17 protein-coding genes and 3 tRNA genes are annotated in these 17,928 nt (G+C 57.0%); 10 read left to right on the plus strand and 10 right to left on the minus strand.

Annotation, left to right across the window (positions count from 1 at the left end; genetic code table 11):
• The first annotated feature begins 34 nt into the window (after positions 1 to 34).
• Both hisB and hisH read left to right on the plus strand, forming a co-directional pair.
• Entirely contained in the window at positions 35 to 622 is a 588-nt protein-coding gene (hisB, locus tag ACSBLW_RS19105; protein ID WP_435258181.1) for an imidazoleglycerol-phosphate dehydratase HisB, read from the plus strand.
• Positions 623 to 716: 94 nt separating this feature from the next.
• On the plus strand, positions 717 to 1,358 hold the full coding sequence (gene hisH / locus ACSBLW_RS19110; protein ID WP_435258182.1) for an imidazole glycerol phosphate synthase subunit HisH: 642 nt from the start codon (positions 717 to 719) through the stop codon (positions 1,356 to 1,358).
• An 18-nt stretch (positions 1,359 to 1,376) separates the two neighbouring features.
• Here hisH and ACSBLW_RS19115 read toward each other — a convergent pair whose 3' ends face one another.
• From ACSBLW_RS19115 to ACSBLW_RS19125, 3 genes are all read right to left on the minus strand, one after another.
• The gene (locus ACSBLW_RS19115; protein WP_435258183.1) at positions 1,377 to 1,604 is read right to left on the minus strand and encodes an Ada metal-binding domain-containing protein; all 228 of its coding nucleotides are present in this window, start codon (positions 1,602 to 1,604) and stop codon (positions 1,377 to 1,379) included.
• Positions 1,589 to 2,470 carry a DMT family transporter gene (locus ACSBLW_RS19120; RefSeq protein ID WP_435258184.1) on the minus strand — a complete coding sequence of 294 codons (882 nt, stop codon included), beginning with the start codon at positions 2,468 to 2,470 and terminating at the stop codon, positions 1,589 to 1,591. Before ACSBLW_RS19120 ends, ACSBLW_RS19115 begins: the two co-directional genes overlap by 16 nt.
• 61 nt (positions 2,471 to 2,531) lie before the next feature.
• Entirely contained in the window at positions 2,532 to 2,933 is a 402-nt protein-coding gene (locus ACSBLW_RS19125; RefSeq protein WP_435258185.1) for a DUF2147 domain-containing protein, read from the minus strand.
• 152 nt (positions 2,934 to 3,085) lie between these two features.
• On the opposite strand from ACSBLW_RS19125, the gene hisA reads away from it, so the two are divergent.
• The 3 genes from hisA (at position 3,086) to ACSBLW_RS19140 (ending at position 4,991) form a co-directional block, all read left to right on the plus strand.
• Positions 3,086 to 3,802 (plus strand): 1-(5-phosphoribosyl)-5-[(5-phosphoribosylamino)methylideneamino]imidazole-4-carboxamide isomerase, encoded by a 717-nt coding sequence (hisA, locus tag ACSBLW_RS19130; RefSeq protein ID WP_435258186.1) that lies wholly within the window; start codon positions 3,086 to 3,088, stop codon positions 3,800 to 3,802.
• Positions 3,803 to 3,918: 116 nt separating this feature from the next.
• Complete coding sequence (gene hisF, locus ACSBLW_RS19135) at positions 3,919 to 4,680, plus strand: imidazole glycerol phosphate synthase subunit HisF (RefSeq protein WP_435258187.1); 762 nt, start codon at positions 3,919 to 3,921, stop codon at positions 4,678 to 4,680.
• Positions 4,677 to 4,991 (plus strand): phosphoribosyl-ATP diphosphatase, encoded by a 315-nt coding sequence (locus tag ACSBLW_RS19140; RefSeq protein ID WP_435258188.1) that lies wholly within the window; start codon positions 4,677 to 4,679, stop codon positions 4,989 to 4,991. The genes hisF and ACSBLW_RS19140 overlap by 4 nt, the downstream gene beginning before the upstream one ends.
• 6 nt (positions 4,992 to 4,997) lie before the next feature.
• Here ACSBLW_RS19140 and ACSBLW_RS19145 read toward each other — a convergent pair whose 3' ends face one another.
• Together ACSBLW_RS19145 and rlmB are read right to left on the minus strand one after the other, a co-directional pair.
• Positions 4,998 to 5,414 carry a CoA-binding protein gene (locus tag ACSBLW_RS19145; RefSeq protein WP_435258189.1) on the minus strand — a complete coding sequence of 139 codons (417 nt, stop codon included), beginning with the start codon at positions 5,412 to 5,414 and terminating at the stop codon, positions 4,998 to 5,000.
• A 171-nt stretch (positions 5,415 to 5,585) separates the two neighbouring features.
• Positions 5,586 to 6,377 carry a 23S rRNA (guanosine(2251)-2'-O)-methyltransferase RlmB gene (rlmB, locus tag ACSBLW_RS19150; RefSeq protein ID WP_435258190.1) on the minus strand — a complete coding sequence of 264 codons (792 nt, stop codon included), beginning with the start codon at positions 6,375 to 6,377 and terminating at the stop codon, positions 5,586 to 5,588.
• A gap of 141 nt (positions 6,378 to 6,518) precedes the next feature.
• Here rlmB and ACSBLW_RS19155 point away from each other — a divergent pair.
• A tRNA-Tyr gene (locus tag ACSBLW_RS19155) sits at positions 6,519 to 6,602 on the plus strand.
• Between the two features lie 167 nt (positions 6,603 to 6,769).
• Here ACSBLW_RS19155 and ACSBLW_RS19160 read toward each other — a convergent pair.
• Positions 6,770 to 6,844 (minus strand) — tRNA-Gly (locus tag ACSBLW_RS19160).
• A 16-nt stretch (positions 6,845 to 6,860) separates the two neighbouring features.
• Entirely contained in the window at positions 6,861 to 7,481 is a 621-nt protein-coding gene (locus ACSBLW_RS19165) for a TetR/AcrR family transcriptional regulator (RefSeq protein WP_435258191.1), read from the minus strand.
• 85 nt (positions 7,482 to 7,566) lie between these two features.
• Between ACSBLW_RS19165 and ACSBLW_RS19170 the strand changes: the two genes are divergently transcribed.
• Positions 7,567 to 8,169: a DUF2306 domain-containing protein gene (locus ACSBLW_RS19170; protein WP_435258192.1), complete on the plus strand. Its 603-nt coding sequence runs from the start codon at positions 7,567 to 7,569 to the stop codon at positions 8,167 to 8,169.
• A 40-nt stretch (positions 8,170 to 8,209) separates the two neighbouring features.
• Here ACSBLW_RS19170 and ACSBLW_RS19175 read toward each other — a convergent pair.
• Positions 8,210 to 8,284 (minus strand) — tRNA-Gly (locus tag ACSBLW_RS19175).
• A 315-nt stretch (positions 8,285 to 8,599) separates the two neighbouring features.
• Here ACSBLW_RS19175 and ACSBLW_RS19180 point away from each other — a divergent pair.
• Complete coding sequence (locus ACSBLW_RS19180; protein WP_435258193.1) at positions 8,600 to 8,836, plus strand: EF-hand domain-containing protein; 237 nt, start codon at positions 8,600 to 8,602, stop codon at positions 8,834 to 8,836.
• 729 nt (positions 8,837 to 9,565) lie between these two features.
• On the opposite strand, the gene ACSBLW_RS19185 is transcribed toward ACSBLW_RS19180, so the two are convergent.
• Complete coding sequence (locus ACSBLW_RS19185) at positions 9,566 to 13,006, minus strand: pyruvate carboxylase (RefSeq protein WP_435258194.1); 3,441 nt, start codon at positions 13,004 to 13,006, stop codon at positions 9,566 to 9,568.
• Between the two features lie 240 nt (positions 13,007 to 13,246).
• Complete coding sequence (locus ACSBLW_RS19190; RefSeq protein ID WP_435258195.1) at positions 13,247 to 14,764, minus strand: MDR family MFS transporter; 1,518 nt, start codon at positions 14,762 to 14,764, stop codon at positions 13,247 to 13,249.
• 134 nt (positions 14,765 to 14,898) lie between these two features.
• On the opposite strand from ACSBLW_RS19190, the gene ACSBLW_RS19195 reads away from it, so the two are divergent.
• Together ACSBLW_RS19195 and ACSBLW_RS19200 are read left to right on the plus strand one after the other, a co-directional pair.
• Positions 14,899 to 15,462 (plus strand): MarR family winged helix-turn-helix transcriptional regulator, encoded by a 564-nt coding sequence (locus ACSBLW_RS19195; protein WP_435258196.1) that lies wholly within the window; start codon positions 14,899 to 14,901, stop codon positions 15,460 to 15,462.
• Positions 15,463 to 15,515: 53 nt separating this feature from the next.
• The gene (locus ACSBLW_RS19200) at positions 15,516 to 17,882 is read left to right on the plus strand and encodes an ATP-dependent helicase (protein WP_435258197.1); all 2,367 of its coding nucleotides are present in this window, start codon (positions 15,516 to 15,518) and stop codon (positions 17,880 to 17,882) included.
• Positions 17,883 to 17,928 lie beyond the last annotated feature (46 nt).

Here is a 17,928-nt window from a genome sequence, read left to right on the forward strand (position 1 = left end):
CCTATAAGGCGCTGCATAGAGAAGGGGCCTACCCATGCGCATCGCAGACGTTATTCGTAACACCGCAGAAACCCAGATTTCCGTCTCGATCAATCTTGATGGAACTGGACGCTATGAAGTGAAGACCGGCGTGGGTTTCTTCGATCACATGATGGATCAACTGGCCCGTCACTCGCTGATTGACATCACGTTATCGGCGAATGGTGATCTTCACATAGATGATCACCACACGGTCGAGGATTGTGGCATTGCGCTTGGTCAAGCTCTGACAAAGGCAATGGGAGACAAGAAGGGCATTCGGCGCTATGGCCATTTCAACCTCGCCATGGATGACACTCAGGTGGTGACGGCGCTTGATCTGTCTGGCCGCCCGTTTCTTGTGTGGAACGTGGCGTTCCCGACCGCAAAAATTGGGACGTTCGATACGGAACTCGTCCGTGAATTCTTTCAAGCCCTGTCTACACACGGTGGCATTACGCTTCATGTCGATCTGATACATGGCCTGAACAGCCACCACATTGCCGAGGCCGCATTCAAATCTGTGGCCCGCGCATTACGGATGGCAGTAGAGCCGGATGCTCGGATGGCGGGCGTTCTGCCGTCGACAAAAGGCAGTCTGTGAAAGAGTGTCAGATTTTCTTTAGGTGAGCCTTGTCCAAGTCCTGAGTGGTTTGGGCAGGGGAAATGACCTCATAGGAAGAAGAAAAGTAGAGAACATGGCCCTGACGGTACTTGTCGATTATGACAGCGGCAACCTGCATTCTGCGGAAAAGGCGTTTCAGCGTATGGCGCTTGAGACCGGTGCCGGTGATGTTATCGTTTCATCCCGTCCTGAAGATGTCGCGCGTGCAGATCGGATTGTTTTGCCTGGGGATGGGGCCTTTCCGTCGTGCCGCCGGGCGCTTGGGTCTTATGGGGGCCTGTTCGAAGCAATTGAGGATGTTGTCACCCGGAAGGCGCGGCCCTTTCTGGGCATCTGTGTCGGGATGCAGATGATGGCAACTTGGGGCAGGGAATATCAGGATACCCAAGGCTTCGGTTGGGTGTCAGGTGAGGTGGTCAAGATCACACCTGCGGACCCGCGCCTGAAAGTGCCGCATATGGGGTGGAATGATCTGGTGATCGACCATCCGCATCCTGTGTTGGATGGCATCAAAACGGGCGATCACGCCTATTTCGTTCATTCCTATCACTTCCGTGTCGACAAGCCTGCCGAGCGACTGGCGCATTGTGATTACGCAGGCGATATCACCGCCATTATCGGGCGCGACACTATGGCTGGAACCCAGTTCCACCCCGAGAAATCGCAGCAGACAGGTCTACGCATTATTGCAAATTTCCTTCAGTGGAAGCCCTAAACTGGCCCTGTTGCGCACCTATTCTTGCGCTTTTCGAACATCGGGCCAGCATTTCTTACACGGGCGGTAGCCCATCGTCGTTGCTTCTCCAGTAGCGTTGACAAGCAACACATTGGCACGTCTTGGGGGCCGGGATGCGCAACCATAGCGGCAAAAAATGCCTGTCGTCTTTACCACATAGATCTGACCGGTTTGTCGTCGCGCCAGTAAATTTCCCCAGTCACGATCGCTTAGTTCTTGCGCCATTTTCTCCACCTTCCGTCAATCACGATCAACCCGGTGCAGATCAAAAGGAAGCCAGCGATATGCTGCGGTAACAGCCTCTCGCCCAGAACCAACGCGCCCATGGTCGTGGCGCTGATCGGGATCAGGAAGGTTACAATGGATAAGTTCGTCGCGCCTGCCGAAGCAAGGATGCGGAAGAACAATAGGTAAGCCCAGGCCGTAGAAAAGACAGCCAAGGCGAAAATAGCACTTCCCACTCGTAATTCAGGCCAGTCGACCTCTGAAAGGGGGGCAAAAAGCACCAGGGCGGGAAGCAGCAATACGGAAGAACCCGCGACTTGACCAAAAGCCGTTGCAAGTGGTGGCAGCGCCATATTCTTGAATCGTCTGCCATAGACACCCGCGCAGCCATAACTCAGCGCTGCCAGCAAAGAACAGGATATGGCCCAAACGCCTCCGCCTGTTGTTGAGCCTGCAACCATCACGACCACGCCAATAAATCCGAGGATCAGGCCCAAAGCCTTTGCCTTGGTTATCTTTTCATCGTCGGTCACAAGATGGGCTATGACAAGTGTAAAGAGCGGAGTTGTGGCATTCAGGATAGATGCAAGTGATCCGGTGATTTCACCCTGTGCCGTCGCAATCAATGTGAAAGGCAGGATGTTGTTGAGGACTGACATTCCCAGAACTGCAGGCCAAACTTTCAGCGGCGGAAAAGCCACTCCCAGAACGGGAAGCAGGGCGGCCAGCGTCAAGGCTGCCAGACTTACCCGCAACCAGACAACCTGAAGCACTGACAAGGCTTCAAGTCCAATTTCAACGAAAAGAAAAGACCCTCCCCAAAGGATGGAAAGGGTCAAGATCATCAGCCAGTCATTTCGGGTCATTGGCACCTCCATCCACTAGGGTATGCCCAAGGACCAATGCGCCGCGCGACCCGGTTTTTGCTTATTTCACGCGCGACCAAGTGCCGCCATCACGGCAGATGCCAAGGACGCAGCCAGAGATGGCAAGTCCGTTGCCCTTCAATTGCATCTTTGAATTGTAGGTCTTGTTGCGATCCGGCGACCAGACTTTACCGTTGCCGTATTTCCCATCGCCAAGGTTTTCCATATCCCAGATGATCTTCTTGCCGACATTGTCTGACTTCAGATCTTTTCCGCTGCTGTCAAAAGACTTGATCAGAGTACCGCAGATTCTGGCTCCACAGGCTTTCACGTCGATGTGGCCGTAATTTCCATTGTCGTCAGGCTTCGTTTTCCAGACCCCGTAGACTGGGTCAGCCAGCGCTGCACCGGCGACAAAAGCCATCGCGGCCGCAAGCGTCGTAACTCTAGCGAATCGGTTCATTTGGTTCTCCTCCCAAGGCTGCCGCGATCATCAGCGGGCAAGCCATTCCAATCAAGCGTGACGTGGGGTCCATTTGATTAGCTTAAGCCCTTGGCATCACCTTCCTCCCATGCCAAAGGATCGCGACCGCGCCTGTTCGGAAAGGGAAGCTCATGATCCTCTATCCTGCCATCGACTTGAAGGATGGAAACTGTGTTCGTCTGCTGAGGGGAGAGATGTCGGCCGCAACGATCTTTGGTGACGATCCGGCAGCTCAAGCCGCAAAATTCGAGGCGGCAGGTTGCCAATGGGTACATCTGGTTGACCTCAACGGGGCTTTCGCGGGGCAACCGGTGAATGCCGAGGCTGTTGAAGCGATCCTGAAGCGGATCAAGGTGCCTGCCCAGTTGGGCGGCGGTATCCGCGACATGGAAACCATCGAGATGTGGCTGTCCAAAGGCCTTTCCCGCGTCATCCTTGGAACTGTGGCCGTGGAAAACCCCAGTCTGGTGCGCCAAGCGGCGCTCGCCTTCCCGGGAAAGGTTGCAGTCGGCATTGACGCACGAAAGGGCCGCGTCGCGACAAAGGGCTGGGCAGAGGAAACCGATGTTATGGTGACTGACCTTGCGCGCCAGTTCGAAGACGCTGGTGTTGCGGCAATCATTTACACGGATATCGACCGGGATGGTGCAATGCAGGGCCCGAATATCGAGGCAACCGAAGCGCTGGCACGGGCAGTGAAGATTCCGGTGATCGCTTCAGGCGGTGTCAGCCGAATGGAAGATCTGATCGCTCTGCGTGATACAGGCGTAATTGCCGGAGCGATTTCAGGACGTGCGCTTTATGACGGGGCGATTGATTTGGCTGCTGCCATTAAGACACTTGGCTGATTTCACCTGTTCAGGAATTTCCGGGGGAAAGCAAGTTCGCTTGGAAGGCGGCGTTATCGGGGCACCCCCTTTCTTTGCTGCGTTCAAGGCGCTAGGCAGAGGCAAAGGAGAGCACCATGCTGAAGACCCGGATCATTCCCTGCCTTGACGTGGCCGATGGCCGCGTCGTCAAGGGCGTCAATTTCGTCGATCTGCGCGATGCCGGGGACCCGGTCGAGGCAGCGCGCGCTTATGACGCCGCCGGGGCGGATGAGTTGTGTTTCCTCGACATCCACGCCACCCATGAAAACCGTGGAACTATGTTCGACCTCGTCACCCGGACGGCAGAACAGTGTTTCATGCCCCTGACCGTAGGCGGCGGGGTACGCACGCATGAAGATGTCCGCGCCCTGCTTCTTGCCGGGGCCGACAAGGTCAGCTTCAATTCTGCCGCCGTTGCCAACCCCGATGTCGTGGCAGAGGCCGCAGACCGATTTGGCAGCCAATGCATCGTCGTCGCCATTGACGCGAAAACGGTGGAACCGGGACGGTGGGAGATATTCACCCATGGTGGGCGGAAATCGACGGGGATTGACGCCGTGGAATTTGCGCGCACCGTTGCTGCAAAGGGCGCGGGAGAAATCCTTTTGACCAGTATGGACCGCGACGGCACGCGTGCAGGCTTTAACCTGCCCCTGACCCGCGCCATTTCCGATGCTGTCAGTATTCCGGTTATCGCTTCGGGCGGGGTCGGGACATTGGATCACCTTGTCGAGGGGGTCACGAAGGGCGGCGCGTCGGCTGTTCTCGCGGCCTCTATTTTCCATTTCGGAGATTTCACTATCCGCGAAGCCAAAGAGCACATGGCCGCAGCGGGCATTCCGATGAGGCTCTCATGAACACCGCGCTTGAACGTTTGGCTGCAACAATAGCCTCTCGCAAAGGCGCTGATCCCGATACCAGCTGGACCGCGAAGCTTTTTGCGAAGGGGCCTGAAAAATGCGCTGAAAAGTTTGGCGAAGAAGCGGTGGAGGCGATCATTGAGGCGGTCAAGGGTGACCGTGCCAAGCTGACCTCCGAGGCGGCGGACGTTATATATCACCTGCTGGTCATGCTTGCTGCGCGTGACGTGACCTTGGCCGATGTTCAGGCCGAGCTTGAACGCCGTGAGGGGACGTCCGGCATCGCCGAGAAGGCGTCGCGCGGCTAAGCGAGATCACAGTCCCAGACGCGGGATTTCGATGGCTGGGCATCGGTTCATCACAACTTCGACCCCCCGTGCCTCGGCGCGTGCCGCGGCTGCCGCATCTTCCACACCTAATTGCATCCAGATGCATTTCAGTTCTGGAAACCGCTCCAACGCCTCGTCGACGACTGTGCCAACCTCTTCCGAGCGGCGGAAGATGTCGACCATATCGACATGACCTACAATGTCAGAAAGGCTTGCCTTGATATCTTCGCCCAAGGCGATCTGGCCGGCTTGGCCGGGGTTCACCGGAATCACGCGATAGCCGCGCTGCGCCAAATAGCGGGCAACCCCATGACTTGGCCGATCCGGCTTGGGCGACCAGCCAACAAGGGCGATTACTCGAACTTCAGTCAGGATGCGGGCAATGCGTTCATTTTCGCTCATTTCGGCTCCTGCGGGAAAGGATCAAAGAAAAAGGCGCCCTGGAATAATCCGGGCGCCCAGTCGCGGAACGAGGGACAGTGAAACGAGAGGCGAGAGTTCCGGTCTCGCTTCCCCTGCACTCTGATTTAGGAACCCGAATCGCATATTAAAGACGCCGTCGCAGTTTCGTGATCAGCCCCTGCGGCTGGCTGCATAAAGTGAGACCGCCGCCGCATTTGAGACGTTCAGGCTGCCGAAAGCGCCGGCAAAGGGAATGCGAGCCAGCAAATCGCAAGTCTCGCGGGTTTTTTCGCGCAAACCCGGCCCCTCGGCCCCCATGACCAAGCCGATTGGCCGCGTGCCTGCGCCTGCAACGGCTGCTTCCAGCGTGGTTTCCGCTTCGCCATCCAGCCCGATAAGATAAAAGCCCATCTCACGAAGTTCCTGCATCGCATCTGCAAGGTTGGTGACCCTAAGATAGGGTTGGCGCTCCAGAGCGCCGCTTGCGGTCTTGGCCAGCGCCCCTGTCTCTGGGGCCGAATGGTGGCGAGGGGCGATTACGGCGCGCGCACCGAAAACCTCGGCGCTCCGCAGAACAGCGCCAACATTGTGGGGATCCGTCACCCGATCCATCAGCACCACCAACGGCGCACCCTTGCCCGAAATCGCCACATCGGCAAGAGATCCCCAGTTCAGCGGCTTCACTTCCAATGCCGCGCCCTGATGGACGCTGCCCTCATCAATGGGCACGCTGAATTTCCGCGGGTCTGCCATTTCCGGCTCCATTCCGCTGGCAGTGACCGCTTCTTCCAGCTTGTCATAGGCATTCTTCGTCAGGACCAACCGGATTTTTTCACGTGCAGGGTTCATCAGGGCGTCGCGAACCGCATGCAAGCCAAAAAGCCAAACGGTCTCTTTTGCCTCTGCCCGCTTGGCCCGTTCCTTGTCCACGACCCATGTCGGTTTCTTGGTGCCAGGTTTCATTCGTGAGTTCCTTTTTGACTAAGGGCGACACTGCAGCGGGCAGGGGAAAGGCGCAACCGAGTTAGGGGGCTAAACCTTTTTCCAGCTCGGCGCAATCGGCCCTTGACGCCCCCCGCTGCCTGTCTTATTCCGCACCCCGTCGGGTGACGAGCTGCAAGGTGCGGCAGCGGACTGTAACTCCGCCGGGGCGACCCACGCCTGGTTCGATTCCAGGGTCACCCACCATTTCACCATGGTGACCGACGCAACAAACGGCCGCGCAAGCGGCTGTTTTGCATTTTGGCCGGCATATCTGCGATTATGGAAATTGCCAGTAAGGTTCTGGTCGGCGATGCAGAATTCTGCATAAGGTTTCGGAAAAGAAAAAAGGCGCCAAATGGCGCCTTGTTTCTTGGAGCGGGCGATGAGATTCGAACTCACGACCCTAACCTTGGCAAGGTTATGCTCTACCCCTGAGCTACGCCCGCACTCCGTAGCTGTCTCTTAATCTGGGACACCGTCGGGCGCAACGGGGGCTTTGCATTTTTCTGCAATCAATTTGTCCAGACAGTCCGAAAAAGCTGGAACCAACAATTGCCCACGTTGCTGGCCTACCTGCCTCTGAAAGCCCAATTGGGCGTAACCATGCACCAGTGACCAGACCGTGGTTTCAAACAGTTGATCTCGGGTGGTCGAGAACGGCGCGCAGGCCTGCCGTAACAAGTCGTAGGCGCGTTTGCTGGCTTTCTGTAACTCTTCATCCGATCTTGAGACTTGGTCGTTTTGGAACATGGCGTGGAACAGGCCTGCATGTTCTGCTGCAAAATCAAGATAGCCTGCGCAGATGGCGTGAAGTTGAGACACGCGATCTGTGGGCGCCTCTGCCATCCGCGCCTCCATCGAGACACAAAAGCGCTGAAAGGCTTTCGTCGCAATCGCCGTCATCAATCCGGGCAAACCATCGAAATGATGCGCCGGGGCTGCGTGGCTTACACCTGCAAGCGAAGCCGTTTTGCGCAGCGTCATGCCTGCCACTCCGTCGCGTTCCAACAAGGTCATCCCCGCTTCGATCAGGCGGTCTCGCAGCGACGTCGGGGCGGGGGAGCTATCTTGAATTTGGATCATAGACTGCAAGTTGCAAAACAACTTGACACTGTCAAGTCAATATGGCTCAAGTTTTTCAGCTTTACACTGTCAAGGGATTTCCGACATGATCAGTACCCGAACGACCTATTGGGGCGTCGCCATTCTTTCCTTGTTGATTGCGGTTAGCTCTTTGCGCGCCTTCGTTCTTCCAATGGAACGGGTGATGCCAGACATGGCGGACTATGCGAAACGCATCCCGCTTGCTGTCTGGGGACATGTTCTTTTCGGCCCGTTAGTGCTCGCTTTGGTCCCAATCCAGCTTTCTGATCGAATTCGCCTTCGGCGGCCGTCGCTTCATCGGATTTCCGGGCGTATTTACGCTTTCTGTGTTCTTGTGGCGTCGGTTGCATCTATGTCGATCATTCCGGGATCAATCGCGTCACCCTTTGCTCGGCTGGGATTCGCGGTGCTGGCCTGTTTGTGGATTGGCTTCACCGCGCTCGGCCTTATGGCCATTCGTCGCGGCGACTACGCTGCGCACCAGAGGTGGATGATCCGCTCGATTGCCATGACCTTTGCCGCAGTCACCCTGCGCCTGATCATGGCGCCATTGATGGCTATGGGGTGGACCGTCGCAGAAACCTACAATGTCACGGCGTGGCTATCTTGGATGCTCAACCTCCTTGCGGTTGAGGTAATCTTGCGAAACCGTCTTCGCGTGGCCTGAAACGAAAAAAGACGCCGTAAGGCGCCTTTTTCATCCGAATTGGAGCGGGCGATGAGATTCGAACTCACGACCCTAACCTTGGCAAGGTTATGCTCTACCCCTGAGCTACGCCCGCACCGTTTCGGTGAGCGGTGATTTAGGGGAAGGCGCGGGCGGCTGCAAGGGGAAAATGACACTAGAGGGAGACTTTTTCTTTGCCTTGCTGCGCTGCGGAATCAGCGCCGAGTTCGAAGAAAACAGACCTCGAAACCACAGCGGTAGGTGGGCGTCAATAAGCTCCGATAGGCCCTTCAAACCACTGTGATGTTGCGGGCAACAACTGCGCCAACCTCTGGATTATTAATTTTAATTCAGTATTTAAGGCGGCGAAGCAGACTTGCTTCTACCGCGGCCGTAATGGCCGTAACACCTGTCTTGGAGTTAAGACAAAATGAAAAAGTTCCTTCTGACCCTCAGCGCCATCTCCGCATTTGCTGTGGCTCAGGCGCATGCCGAAACAGTTGTTGCAGATGCTGATGGCAATGGTGAGTTCTCGATGGAAGAGCTTCTGGTGGCTTTCCCGGAACTGACCGAAGAAGTCTTCAAAGCTGCAGACGTCGACGCAAACGGCGCTCTTTCGGCAGACGAGCTGAAGGCCGCTCAGGACGCCGGCAACATCCCGGCCTGATTGTTTTCCGCTTCAGTGGAAAAGGGGCTGTCGCATCTGCGGCAGCCCTGTTCAATTACCGGATATCTCCCAACTCATGCCAGAAACATTCAATCAGATCCGATATGCGTTCATGCTCCGGCTCCCAACTTGGCCTCGGATGATGAAGGATGTCCTCCATAATCTTCAGGTCTTTCCCGCTCGTTGCCGCTGGGGTTTCTTGACCCATAGATCATGATCCAAATTACCGTTTGGCAGGCTGCTTGCGGTAGATCTGCGTTAACTTCGAATGCCGTCGTCCGCGCTCGATCTCGGGTGTTGTTCGCCCAAAATGCATTGGGACATTCTTTGTCCGACGGGCAGCCGCGTTCAAATCCTTGAATGAACGTGGGCAGTCCCAGTTGCATCGCTGCTGGCAGCTAAACGGTCTCGCCATTATCCGTGCAATCGAAAACACAAGGTGTTTCCCATAATGTAGCACAATCAAGGGTGGGGCGATTGCGAGACAAGCCGGATTGCGCCTCACTCATCCACCCCTGAGCGTTCATCTTCAATGCCCGATATGGTCATCAACTAAGGACTCAGGTCTGGAAAATGCCACCAGTCTAAGGCAACGCTCGCCTTTGACGCGACGCGTGATCAGAACAAATCGGTATTTGTGGTGCCTTGGCGTCGATGCCCGCTTCCGGCGTGGCCGAGCTGGGCAGGCGAGTGGCAAGGAAATTCTCCTTTGCCACTCGGCCATTCATTTCATTCCAGTTCGACCAGCAGATCCTTGGCTTCGATCTGGCTTCCGGCGTGAACGTGCAGGGCTTTTACGGTCGCTTCGCGGTCTGCGTGCAGGCCGGTTTCCATTTTCATGGCTTCGATAGTCACCAGAAGATCGCCTGCACGCACTTTTTGCCCGACCGAAACCGCAACCGAGGCAATCGAGCCCGGCATAGGCGCGCCGACATGTGCATTGTTGCCTTCTTGGGCTTTCGGTTTGGCAGCGGTCTTTGCCTTGATGGCACGGTTCGGAACACGAATCACGCGCGGTTGACCATTCAGTTCAAAGAACACCTTCACGTCGCCGTCTTCGGTCGTTTCGCCAACCGCCTGCAAGCGAATTTCCAGGGTCTTGCCAGGGTCGATTTCGGCTGTAAGTTCTTCGCCCGGCTCCATTCCGTAGAAGAATGCCTTTGTCGGCAAAGTGCGAACTGGTCCATAGGTCCGGTGACGCCCCATGTAATCCAAGAAAACCTTGGGATACATCAGATAGCCATTCAGGTCTTCATCATCGACCGCAAAGCCGCTGAGCTCCTTTGACAGTTTTGCCCGAACATCTTCCAGATCGACAGCTGGCAGGGTCTTTCCCGGGCGCTCTGTCAACGGCTTTTCGCCCTTCAGAACCTTCGTCAGAATGCCCTTCGGCCAGCCGCCGTGGGGTTGGCCCAGATTGCCCTTCATCATGTCTACAACAGAGTCCGGGAAGGCCACGTCCATAGACGGATCTTCAACCTGAGATCTACTCAGCCCTTGGGCCACCATCATCAGGGCCATGTCGCCGACAACTTTTGATGACGGCGTTACCTTGACGATATCACCAAACATCTGGTTCGCATCGGCATAGGCCTGCGCCACCTCGTGCCAACGCTCTTCCAAGCCAAGAGACCGGGCCTGCGCCTTGAGGTTGGTGAACTGGCCACCGGGCATTTCATGCAGATAGACTTCCGAGGCCGGGGCAGGCAGGCCGCTTTCAAAGGCGGCATATTGCTTGCGGACACCTTCCCAATAGTTTGAGATTTCGCGGATCGCGCCCATATCCAGCCCGGTGTCACGCTCAGTATGGCGCAGCGCCTCGACGATAGACCCAAGGCAGGGCTGCGAGGTGCCGCCCGAAAACGCATCCATCGCCGCATCCACCGCATCAACACCGGCATCGCAGGCCGCCAGAATGGTGGCTGCGGCTGCGCCGCTGGTGTCATGGGTGTGGAAGTGGATTGGCAGGCCAATTTCCTGCTTCAGGGTTTTAACCAGAATGCGGGCCGAGGCTGGCTTCAACAGACCCGCCATATCCTTCAGGCCTAGCACATGCGCCCCTGCGGCTTTCAACTCCTTGGCGCGGTCCACATAGTATTTCAGATCATACTTTGCGCGGCTTGGGTCCAGAAGATCGCCAGTATAGCAGATCGTGCCTTCACAAACCTTGTTCGCCTCCAGCACGGCATCCATCGCGACGCGCATGTTTTCCACCCAGTTGAGCGAGTCGAAAACGCGGAAAACATCAACGCCAGTGGTCGCAGCTTGTTTGACAAAGGCCTGCACCACATTGTCGGGATAGTTCGTATAGCCTACACCGTTCGAAGCGCGCAGCAGCATTTGCGTCATCAGGTTCGGCATTGCGGCGCGCAGGTCGCGCAGACGCTGCCAAGGACATTCCTGCAAGAAGCGATAGGCCACATCAAAAGTCGCGCCCCCCCAGCATTCCACGCTGAAAAGCTGCGGCAGGTTGGCGGCATAGGCAGGGGCGACCTTGATCATGTCGATAGACCGCATCCGCGTGGCCAGCAAAGACTGGTGGCCATCGCGCATTGTGGTGTCGGTGATCAGAACCTTAGTCTGCGCCTTCATCCAGTCAGCAACCGCCTGAGGGCCCTTTTGTTCCAGCAAGTTGCGGGTGCCCATAGCCGGTTCGGCGCGTGACTTCGGGGCTTTTGGCGGCTTCGCCTCGGCTGGGGGCAGGGGGCGGCCCGCCGTCTCGGGGTGCCCGTTCACTGTGATGTCGGCAATATAGGTCAGAATCTTCGTCGCCCGGTCCCGGCGCTTGCGGAAGTTGAACAGGTCCGGTGTCGTGTCGATGAATTTCGTCGTGTAGCTGTAGTCTAGGAAGGTTGGGTGCTTCAGCAGGTTGATGACAAATTCGATATTTGTCGCGACACCGCGAATACGGAATTCGCGCAATGCGCGGTCCATCCGGCTGATGGCCTTTTCCGGGGTCTGGGCATGGGCTGTGACCTTCACCAGAAGCGAGTCGTAGTAGCGCGTGATGACGCCGCCGGCATAGGCCGTGCCGCCGTCCAGACGAATGCCGTTGCCGGTCGCGCTGCGATAAGCGGTCAAACGGCCATAGTCTGGGATAAAGTTGTTCAGCGGGTCTTCAGTCGTCACCCGGCATTGCAGCGCGTGGCCATTCAGCTTGACATCCGCTTGGCTGCCGACGCCGGTGGCTTCAGCAAGGGTCTTGCCCTCGGCGATCAGGATCTGGGCCTGAACGATGTCGATGCCGGTCACCTCTTCGGTGACGGTGTGTTCGACCTGCACGCGCGGGTTCACTTCGATGAAGTAGAATTTGCCCTCGTCCATATCCATCAGGAATTCGACGGTGCCCGCACATTCGTAATTCACATGGGCGCAGATTTTGCGTCCCATTTCGCAGACCTCGGCCCGCTGTTCCTCGGTCAGATAGGGGGCAGGGGCGCGTTCCACGACCTTTTGGTTGCGGCGCTGTACCGTACAATCGCGCTCCCACAGGTGGTAAATCTGGCCATGTTTGTCGCCAAGGATCTGCACCTCAACGTGACGGGCGCGCTGGATCATCTTTTCCAGATAGCCTTCGCCATTGCCAAAGGCGGCCTCGGCCTCACGGCGACCTTCGCGCACTTTGGCTTCAACTTCCGCCTCGGACAGGATCGGGCGCATCCCTCGGCCACCACCGCCCCACGAGGCCTTCAGCATCAGCGGATAGCCGATTGTCGCGGCCTCTTTCTTGATGGCTGCCATATCGTCGCCCAGCACTTCCGTCGCCGGAATGACCGGAACGCCAGCGTCAATCGCCACGCGACGTGCGCTTGCCTTGTCGCCAAGGGCCCGCATGGTTTCGGCCTTCGGCCCGATGAAAGTGATGCCAGCTTGCTCGCAGGCCTCAACGAAGTCCGGATTTTCCGAAAGCAGACCATAGCCCGGATGAATGGCATCGGCGCCCGACATCTTTGCCACCCGAATAATCTCGGGGATCGAAAGATAGGCGCCAACCGGCGACAGGCCTTCACCGATCCGATAAGCCTCATCGGCCTTGAAGCGGTGCAGACTCAGCTTGTCCTCTTCCGCATAGACCGCGACAGTCTTCTTGCCCATCTCGTTGGCGGCGCGCATCACACGGATCGCGATTTCGCCACGGTTGGCGACAAGGATTTTGCGGAAATCGGGCATCGGTCACTCCTTTAGTGAGGGATGTCATTTGATCGCGCACTCTAGGCGCGCTGCGGTGCGGCGCAAGTGTAACAAAGAGGTGATCTGCAAATTTTGCGAAATATTCAGTCCGACTTTGCAATTGCAAAGTCGTCGAGCGCGGCAAAATCATGGATTTTGCGCTAACATTTTGATTTTTGATCAAAAGTTTCCAGAATCAGTTGGGGTGCCCAATATGTCCGGGCGCCCCAATTTCGATCTTTATTCGCCCCTTGGCACCATGCGCGAGGTCAGTGGGACTTCGCGCAAGAGAAAGGTCAGGGCGACGCCGACGACCGCCAGAGCAAAAGCAATCCAATAGATCGGATGCAGGGCCGCGCTGACTGCGACCGAGATCAGTTCTCGCGTGGTCTCCGGCAGGTTGGCAAGCCGTTGCGGACCAAGTTCGGCCACATCCGCCACACCCTCGATCTGCCCGCCAACCTCTGTTGCCATCCGTGCCGCGAAGATTGCGCCAAAGAGCGCCACGGCGATCGACCCACCAACCTGACGGAACATCAAGCCAGCAGCGGTTGCCGTCCCCAATTGCTCACGCGGGACAGTGTTCTGAACGGCTGTCGTGACGACGGGAAAGACCGTTCCCAGACCACCGCCCACAAGCACCAAGGCCGCCCAGAGCATTGGCGCGGGTGTATCGGATGAAAGTTGGGTCAAAAGAAACAGTCCGCCACTTGCCACGCTCAGCCCGATCATCGGCAAAATCTTGTAGCGTCCGGTGCGGCCCATATAGCGCCCCGACAAGGTAGAAGCCGTCAAAATACCAATCGTCATAGGGATCAATTGCCAGCCAGATTCGGTGGGCGAGGCACCTTTTGCGATTTGCAGATAGACAGGGATAAAGGTCAAAGAGCCAAACATGATCGCGCCCGAGACAAAGCCAATGGCCGAGGTCACGGAAAACACATTCCCTCTGAACAGGGAGAGGGGAAGCACAGGTTCGCTCGCACGGGTCTCGGCAAAGAAGAAAGCAGCAAAGGCAATTGCTGCAATTCCGACGACCACAAGGAGGCGTGGATCGTCCCAGCCCAGCGTTCTCCCGCCCAACGAAGTCACCAGAACCAACCCGCCAAGTGCCAGAGTCAACAATCCTGCACCTAGGTAGTCGATCTTGTGCGCGACGGTCTTGGTCTGCGCCTTGAACGCAAAGAAAAAGCCGACAAGGGCGGCAAGACCAAAGGGAAGGTTGACATAGAAGATCCAATGCCAGCTTGCCACTTCGACAAACCATCCGCCAATCAGCGGGCCAACAACCGACGAAATGCCAAAAACGCCTGCAAAGACGCCCTGAATTTTCCCTCTGTCCTTGGGCGGGATGACATCAGCAATGATTGACAGAGCCAGCACAAACAATCCGCCGCCGCCAAGCCCCTGCAAGGCTCGTGCAAAGATCAGAAACTCCATCGAGGTCGCCGCCCCGCACAGCATCGACCCGATCAGAAAGACCGACACAGAGACGAAAACCATAACCCGTCGACCGTAAAGATCGCCCAATTTGCCATAAAGCGGTGCGACAACGGTCGAGGCCAGAATATAGGCCGTAACGACCCAACTCAGATGCTCTAGCCCACCCAGATCGGCGACGATCGTAGGCAAAGCCGTCGAAACGATGGTCTGGTCAAGTGAGGCAAGCAGCAAAAGAACAGCAACCGAAGCAATAACGACGCCGACCGACGAATGTTCATCCGTGTGTGGGGGCGCGTCCGAAGCCCTATGTGTCATCAAAATCTCCTGTACGCTCTTCACAGGTAGAACGTGGTAATTTATGTGTCAAGCGCACATTGCTGCCAATAGCATGCACTTGACATGTGCATTCTTGTGCGGCAAGCGGAAGGGGCATGTGGAAGGGGAAGAGCGTGCCGAAAAGCTATAAAGACAAGGTCGAGCCTCACCTGAAAGCCGCTGGCTATTCGTCTCCAGCCGTGCAGGCGCTGATTGATCTTGATATCGAGAACTTCAATTTCATGCGCCGCATCATGAAGGGCGAGGTGCCACAAGCGTTGCTTGAGGAACTCGATGCGGGGCTTGAGGCCTCCCAGTTTCACGCGCTGTCCGCAATCTTGCGCATTCGTGGCGGATTTGGCCGTCCGGCCCCCCAAGAGCCGACGGTTGGCCTCTTAGCAGAAGAGCTTTTCATCGATCCCTCTCGCGCCAGCCGCATCGCCGCCGATCTTGTGGACCGGGGGCTTGTGACACGCGCGGCCAGTCAGGAAGACGGCCGCAAGTCAATTTTGGTGCCGACCGAAAAGGCCGAGACACTCATCGCGGCCTTTCTTGAGGCCAAATGGAAACGCACGATCCGGCTTTTTGCCGATTGGTCCGAGGAAGACATTCAAACCTTCTCGCGCCTCTTCGCCCGCTATTCCGAAGGAATGCGCCAGCAATATCCGGCACGGAACTCTCCATCAGCCGAAGATTGAACATTTCAAGAACAGTGCTTTTCCTTCCGCAGTCATGGCGCTAGATTGACACCATGAACGATTGGGATGAACACGACGCTTTCGAAGCCGCGGCAGTGCCGCTGTCGCAACGCGCAATGGCCGCGCGGCCCGCGCCCTATCTTGATGACCTGAACCCCGCACAGCGCGCGGCGGTCGAGGCGCTGGATGGCCCGGTTCTGATGCTGGCAGGGGCTGGCACGGGCAAGACCAAGGCTTTGACCAGCCGCATCGTGCATCTTTTGAACACGCACAAAGCCCGTCCGAACGAAATTCTGGCCGTGACCTTTACCAATAAGGCCGCGCGCGAAATGAAAGACCGTGTGGGGCGCATGCTGGGGCATGTGGCTGAAGGCATGCCATGGATGGGCACCTTCCACTCGCTATCCGTGAAAATCCTGCGTCGGCACGCAGAACTGGTAGGGTTGAAGCCGAATTTCACCATTCTGGATACAGACGACCAGATCCGCTTGCTGAAGCAACTGATTCAGGCTGCCAATATCGACGAAAAGCGTTGGCCCGCCCGGATGCTGGCCGGGATGATCGACGGCTGGAAAAACCGGGCGTTGACCCCTGCGCGTGTTCCTTCGGGCGAGGCGTCAGGTTTCAACAACATGGGGACCGAGCTTTATGAGCAGTATCAGGACCGCCTTAGAACCCTGAACGCCACCGATTTCGGCGACCTGCTTTTGCACTGCGTCACCATCTTTCAGAACCATCCTGATGTTCTGGGCCAATATCAGCGTTGGTTCCGCTATATCCTTGTCGACGAATATCAGGATACCAACGTGGCCCAATATCTATGGCTGCGTCTGCTGGCTCAGGCCCACAAGAACATTTGCTGCGTGGGTGATGACGACCAGTCGATCTATGGCTGGCGTGGGGCTGAAGTGGGGAACATCCTGAAATTCGAAAAGGATTTCCCCGGCGCAACCGTCGTTCGGCTGGAACAGAATTACCGCTCGACCGCCCATATCCTCGCCGCCGCCTCGGGCATCATCGCCGCCAACAAGGGGAGATTGGGAAAAACGCTCTGGACTGCGGGCGAACAGGGCGAAAAGGTTCGTTTGATTGGCCATTGGGATGGCGAGGAAGAGGCCCGTTGGATCGGCGAAGAGATTGAGGCCCTGCAGCGTGGCACCCGAGGCAGAGATCCGGTCGCGCTGAACAATCAGGCCATCCTCGTCCGTGCCTCCCACCAGATGCGGGCCTTTGAAGACCGCTTTCTGACCATTGGCTTGCCTTATCGCGTCATTGGTGGCCCGCGTTTCTACGAACGGCTCGAAATACGCGATGCCATGGCCTATTTCCGGCTGGCCTGTTCCCCTGATGATGATCTGGCCTTTGAGCGGATCGTGAATACCCCCAAGCGCGGCTTGGGCGACAAGGCGCAAGGGGAGATTCAGCGCCTTGCGCGGGCCGCTGGCGTATCACTTTTGGAAGGCGCGCGTGAGGCGGTGGCGAATGGTGTGATCGGCGGCAAGGGCGGCGGTCAGCTGCGCCTGCTGGTCGAAAACATCGACCGTTGGCACCTTGAAACCCTTCAACCAGAATATAACCACATCGAATTGGCCGAGATCATCCTTGAGGAATCCGGCTATACCGAGATGTGGCAAAACGACAAAACACCTGAAGCCCCGGGGCGGCTTGATAACCTGAAAGAACTGGTCAAGGCACTGGAGCAATTCGACAATCTGCAAGGATTCCTCGAACATGTCAGCCTGATCATGGACAATGACAGCGAAGAGGCGACCGACAAAGTTTCGATCATGACCCTGCACGCGGCCAAGGGGCTGGAATTTCCCGTGGTCTTCCTGCCCGGGTGGGAAGACGGCCTTTTCCCAAGCCAGCGCAGCATGGACGAATCCGGTCTGAAAGGGGTCGAGGAAGAACGCAGGCTTGCCTATGTCGGCATCACCCGCGCCGAAGAGATTTGCACGATTTCCTTCGCGTCCAATCGCCGGGTCTATGGCCAGTGGCAAAGCCAGATGCCCAGCCGCTTTATCGACGAATTGCCAAGCGCCCATGTCGAGGTGTTGACCCCCCCGGGGCTTTATGGTGGGGGCTTTGGCGCCGCTGCCTCTGTCGGATTCGGCTCTGCAATGGATGAACGTGTCAGCAAGGCCGATGTCTACAACTCGCCCGGCTGGCGCCGCCTGCAAGACCGTCAATCTTCCCGCCCTACCGCGCAACCCCGAGAAGCGAAGGGACTTGTGATCGACAGTCAGGCGCTTTCGTCCTTTGAAATGGGAGAGCGGGTGTTCCACCAAAAGTTCGGTTACGGCGTGGTCACCGGAATAGAAGGTGACAAACTTGCCATCGAGTTTGAGCATTCCGGGCTGAAAAACATCGTCGCGCGGTTTGTCACCCCAGCGGATGAAGTGGACGATATCCCGTTCTGAAGACGGGCAAAATTCTTCGAAGAATTTTGCAATTTTCTTCGAAGGA

Source organism: Thioclava sp. FR2 (genome assembly GCF_051200875.1).
GTDB lineage: Bacteria > Pseudomonadota > Alphaproteobacteria > Rhodobacterales > Rhodobacteraceae > Pseudotabrizicola.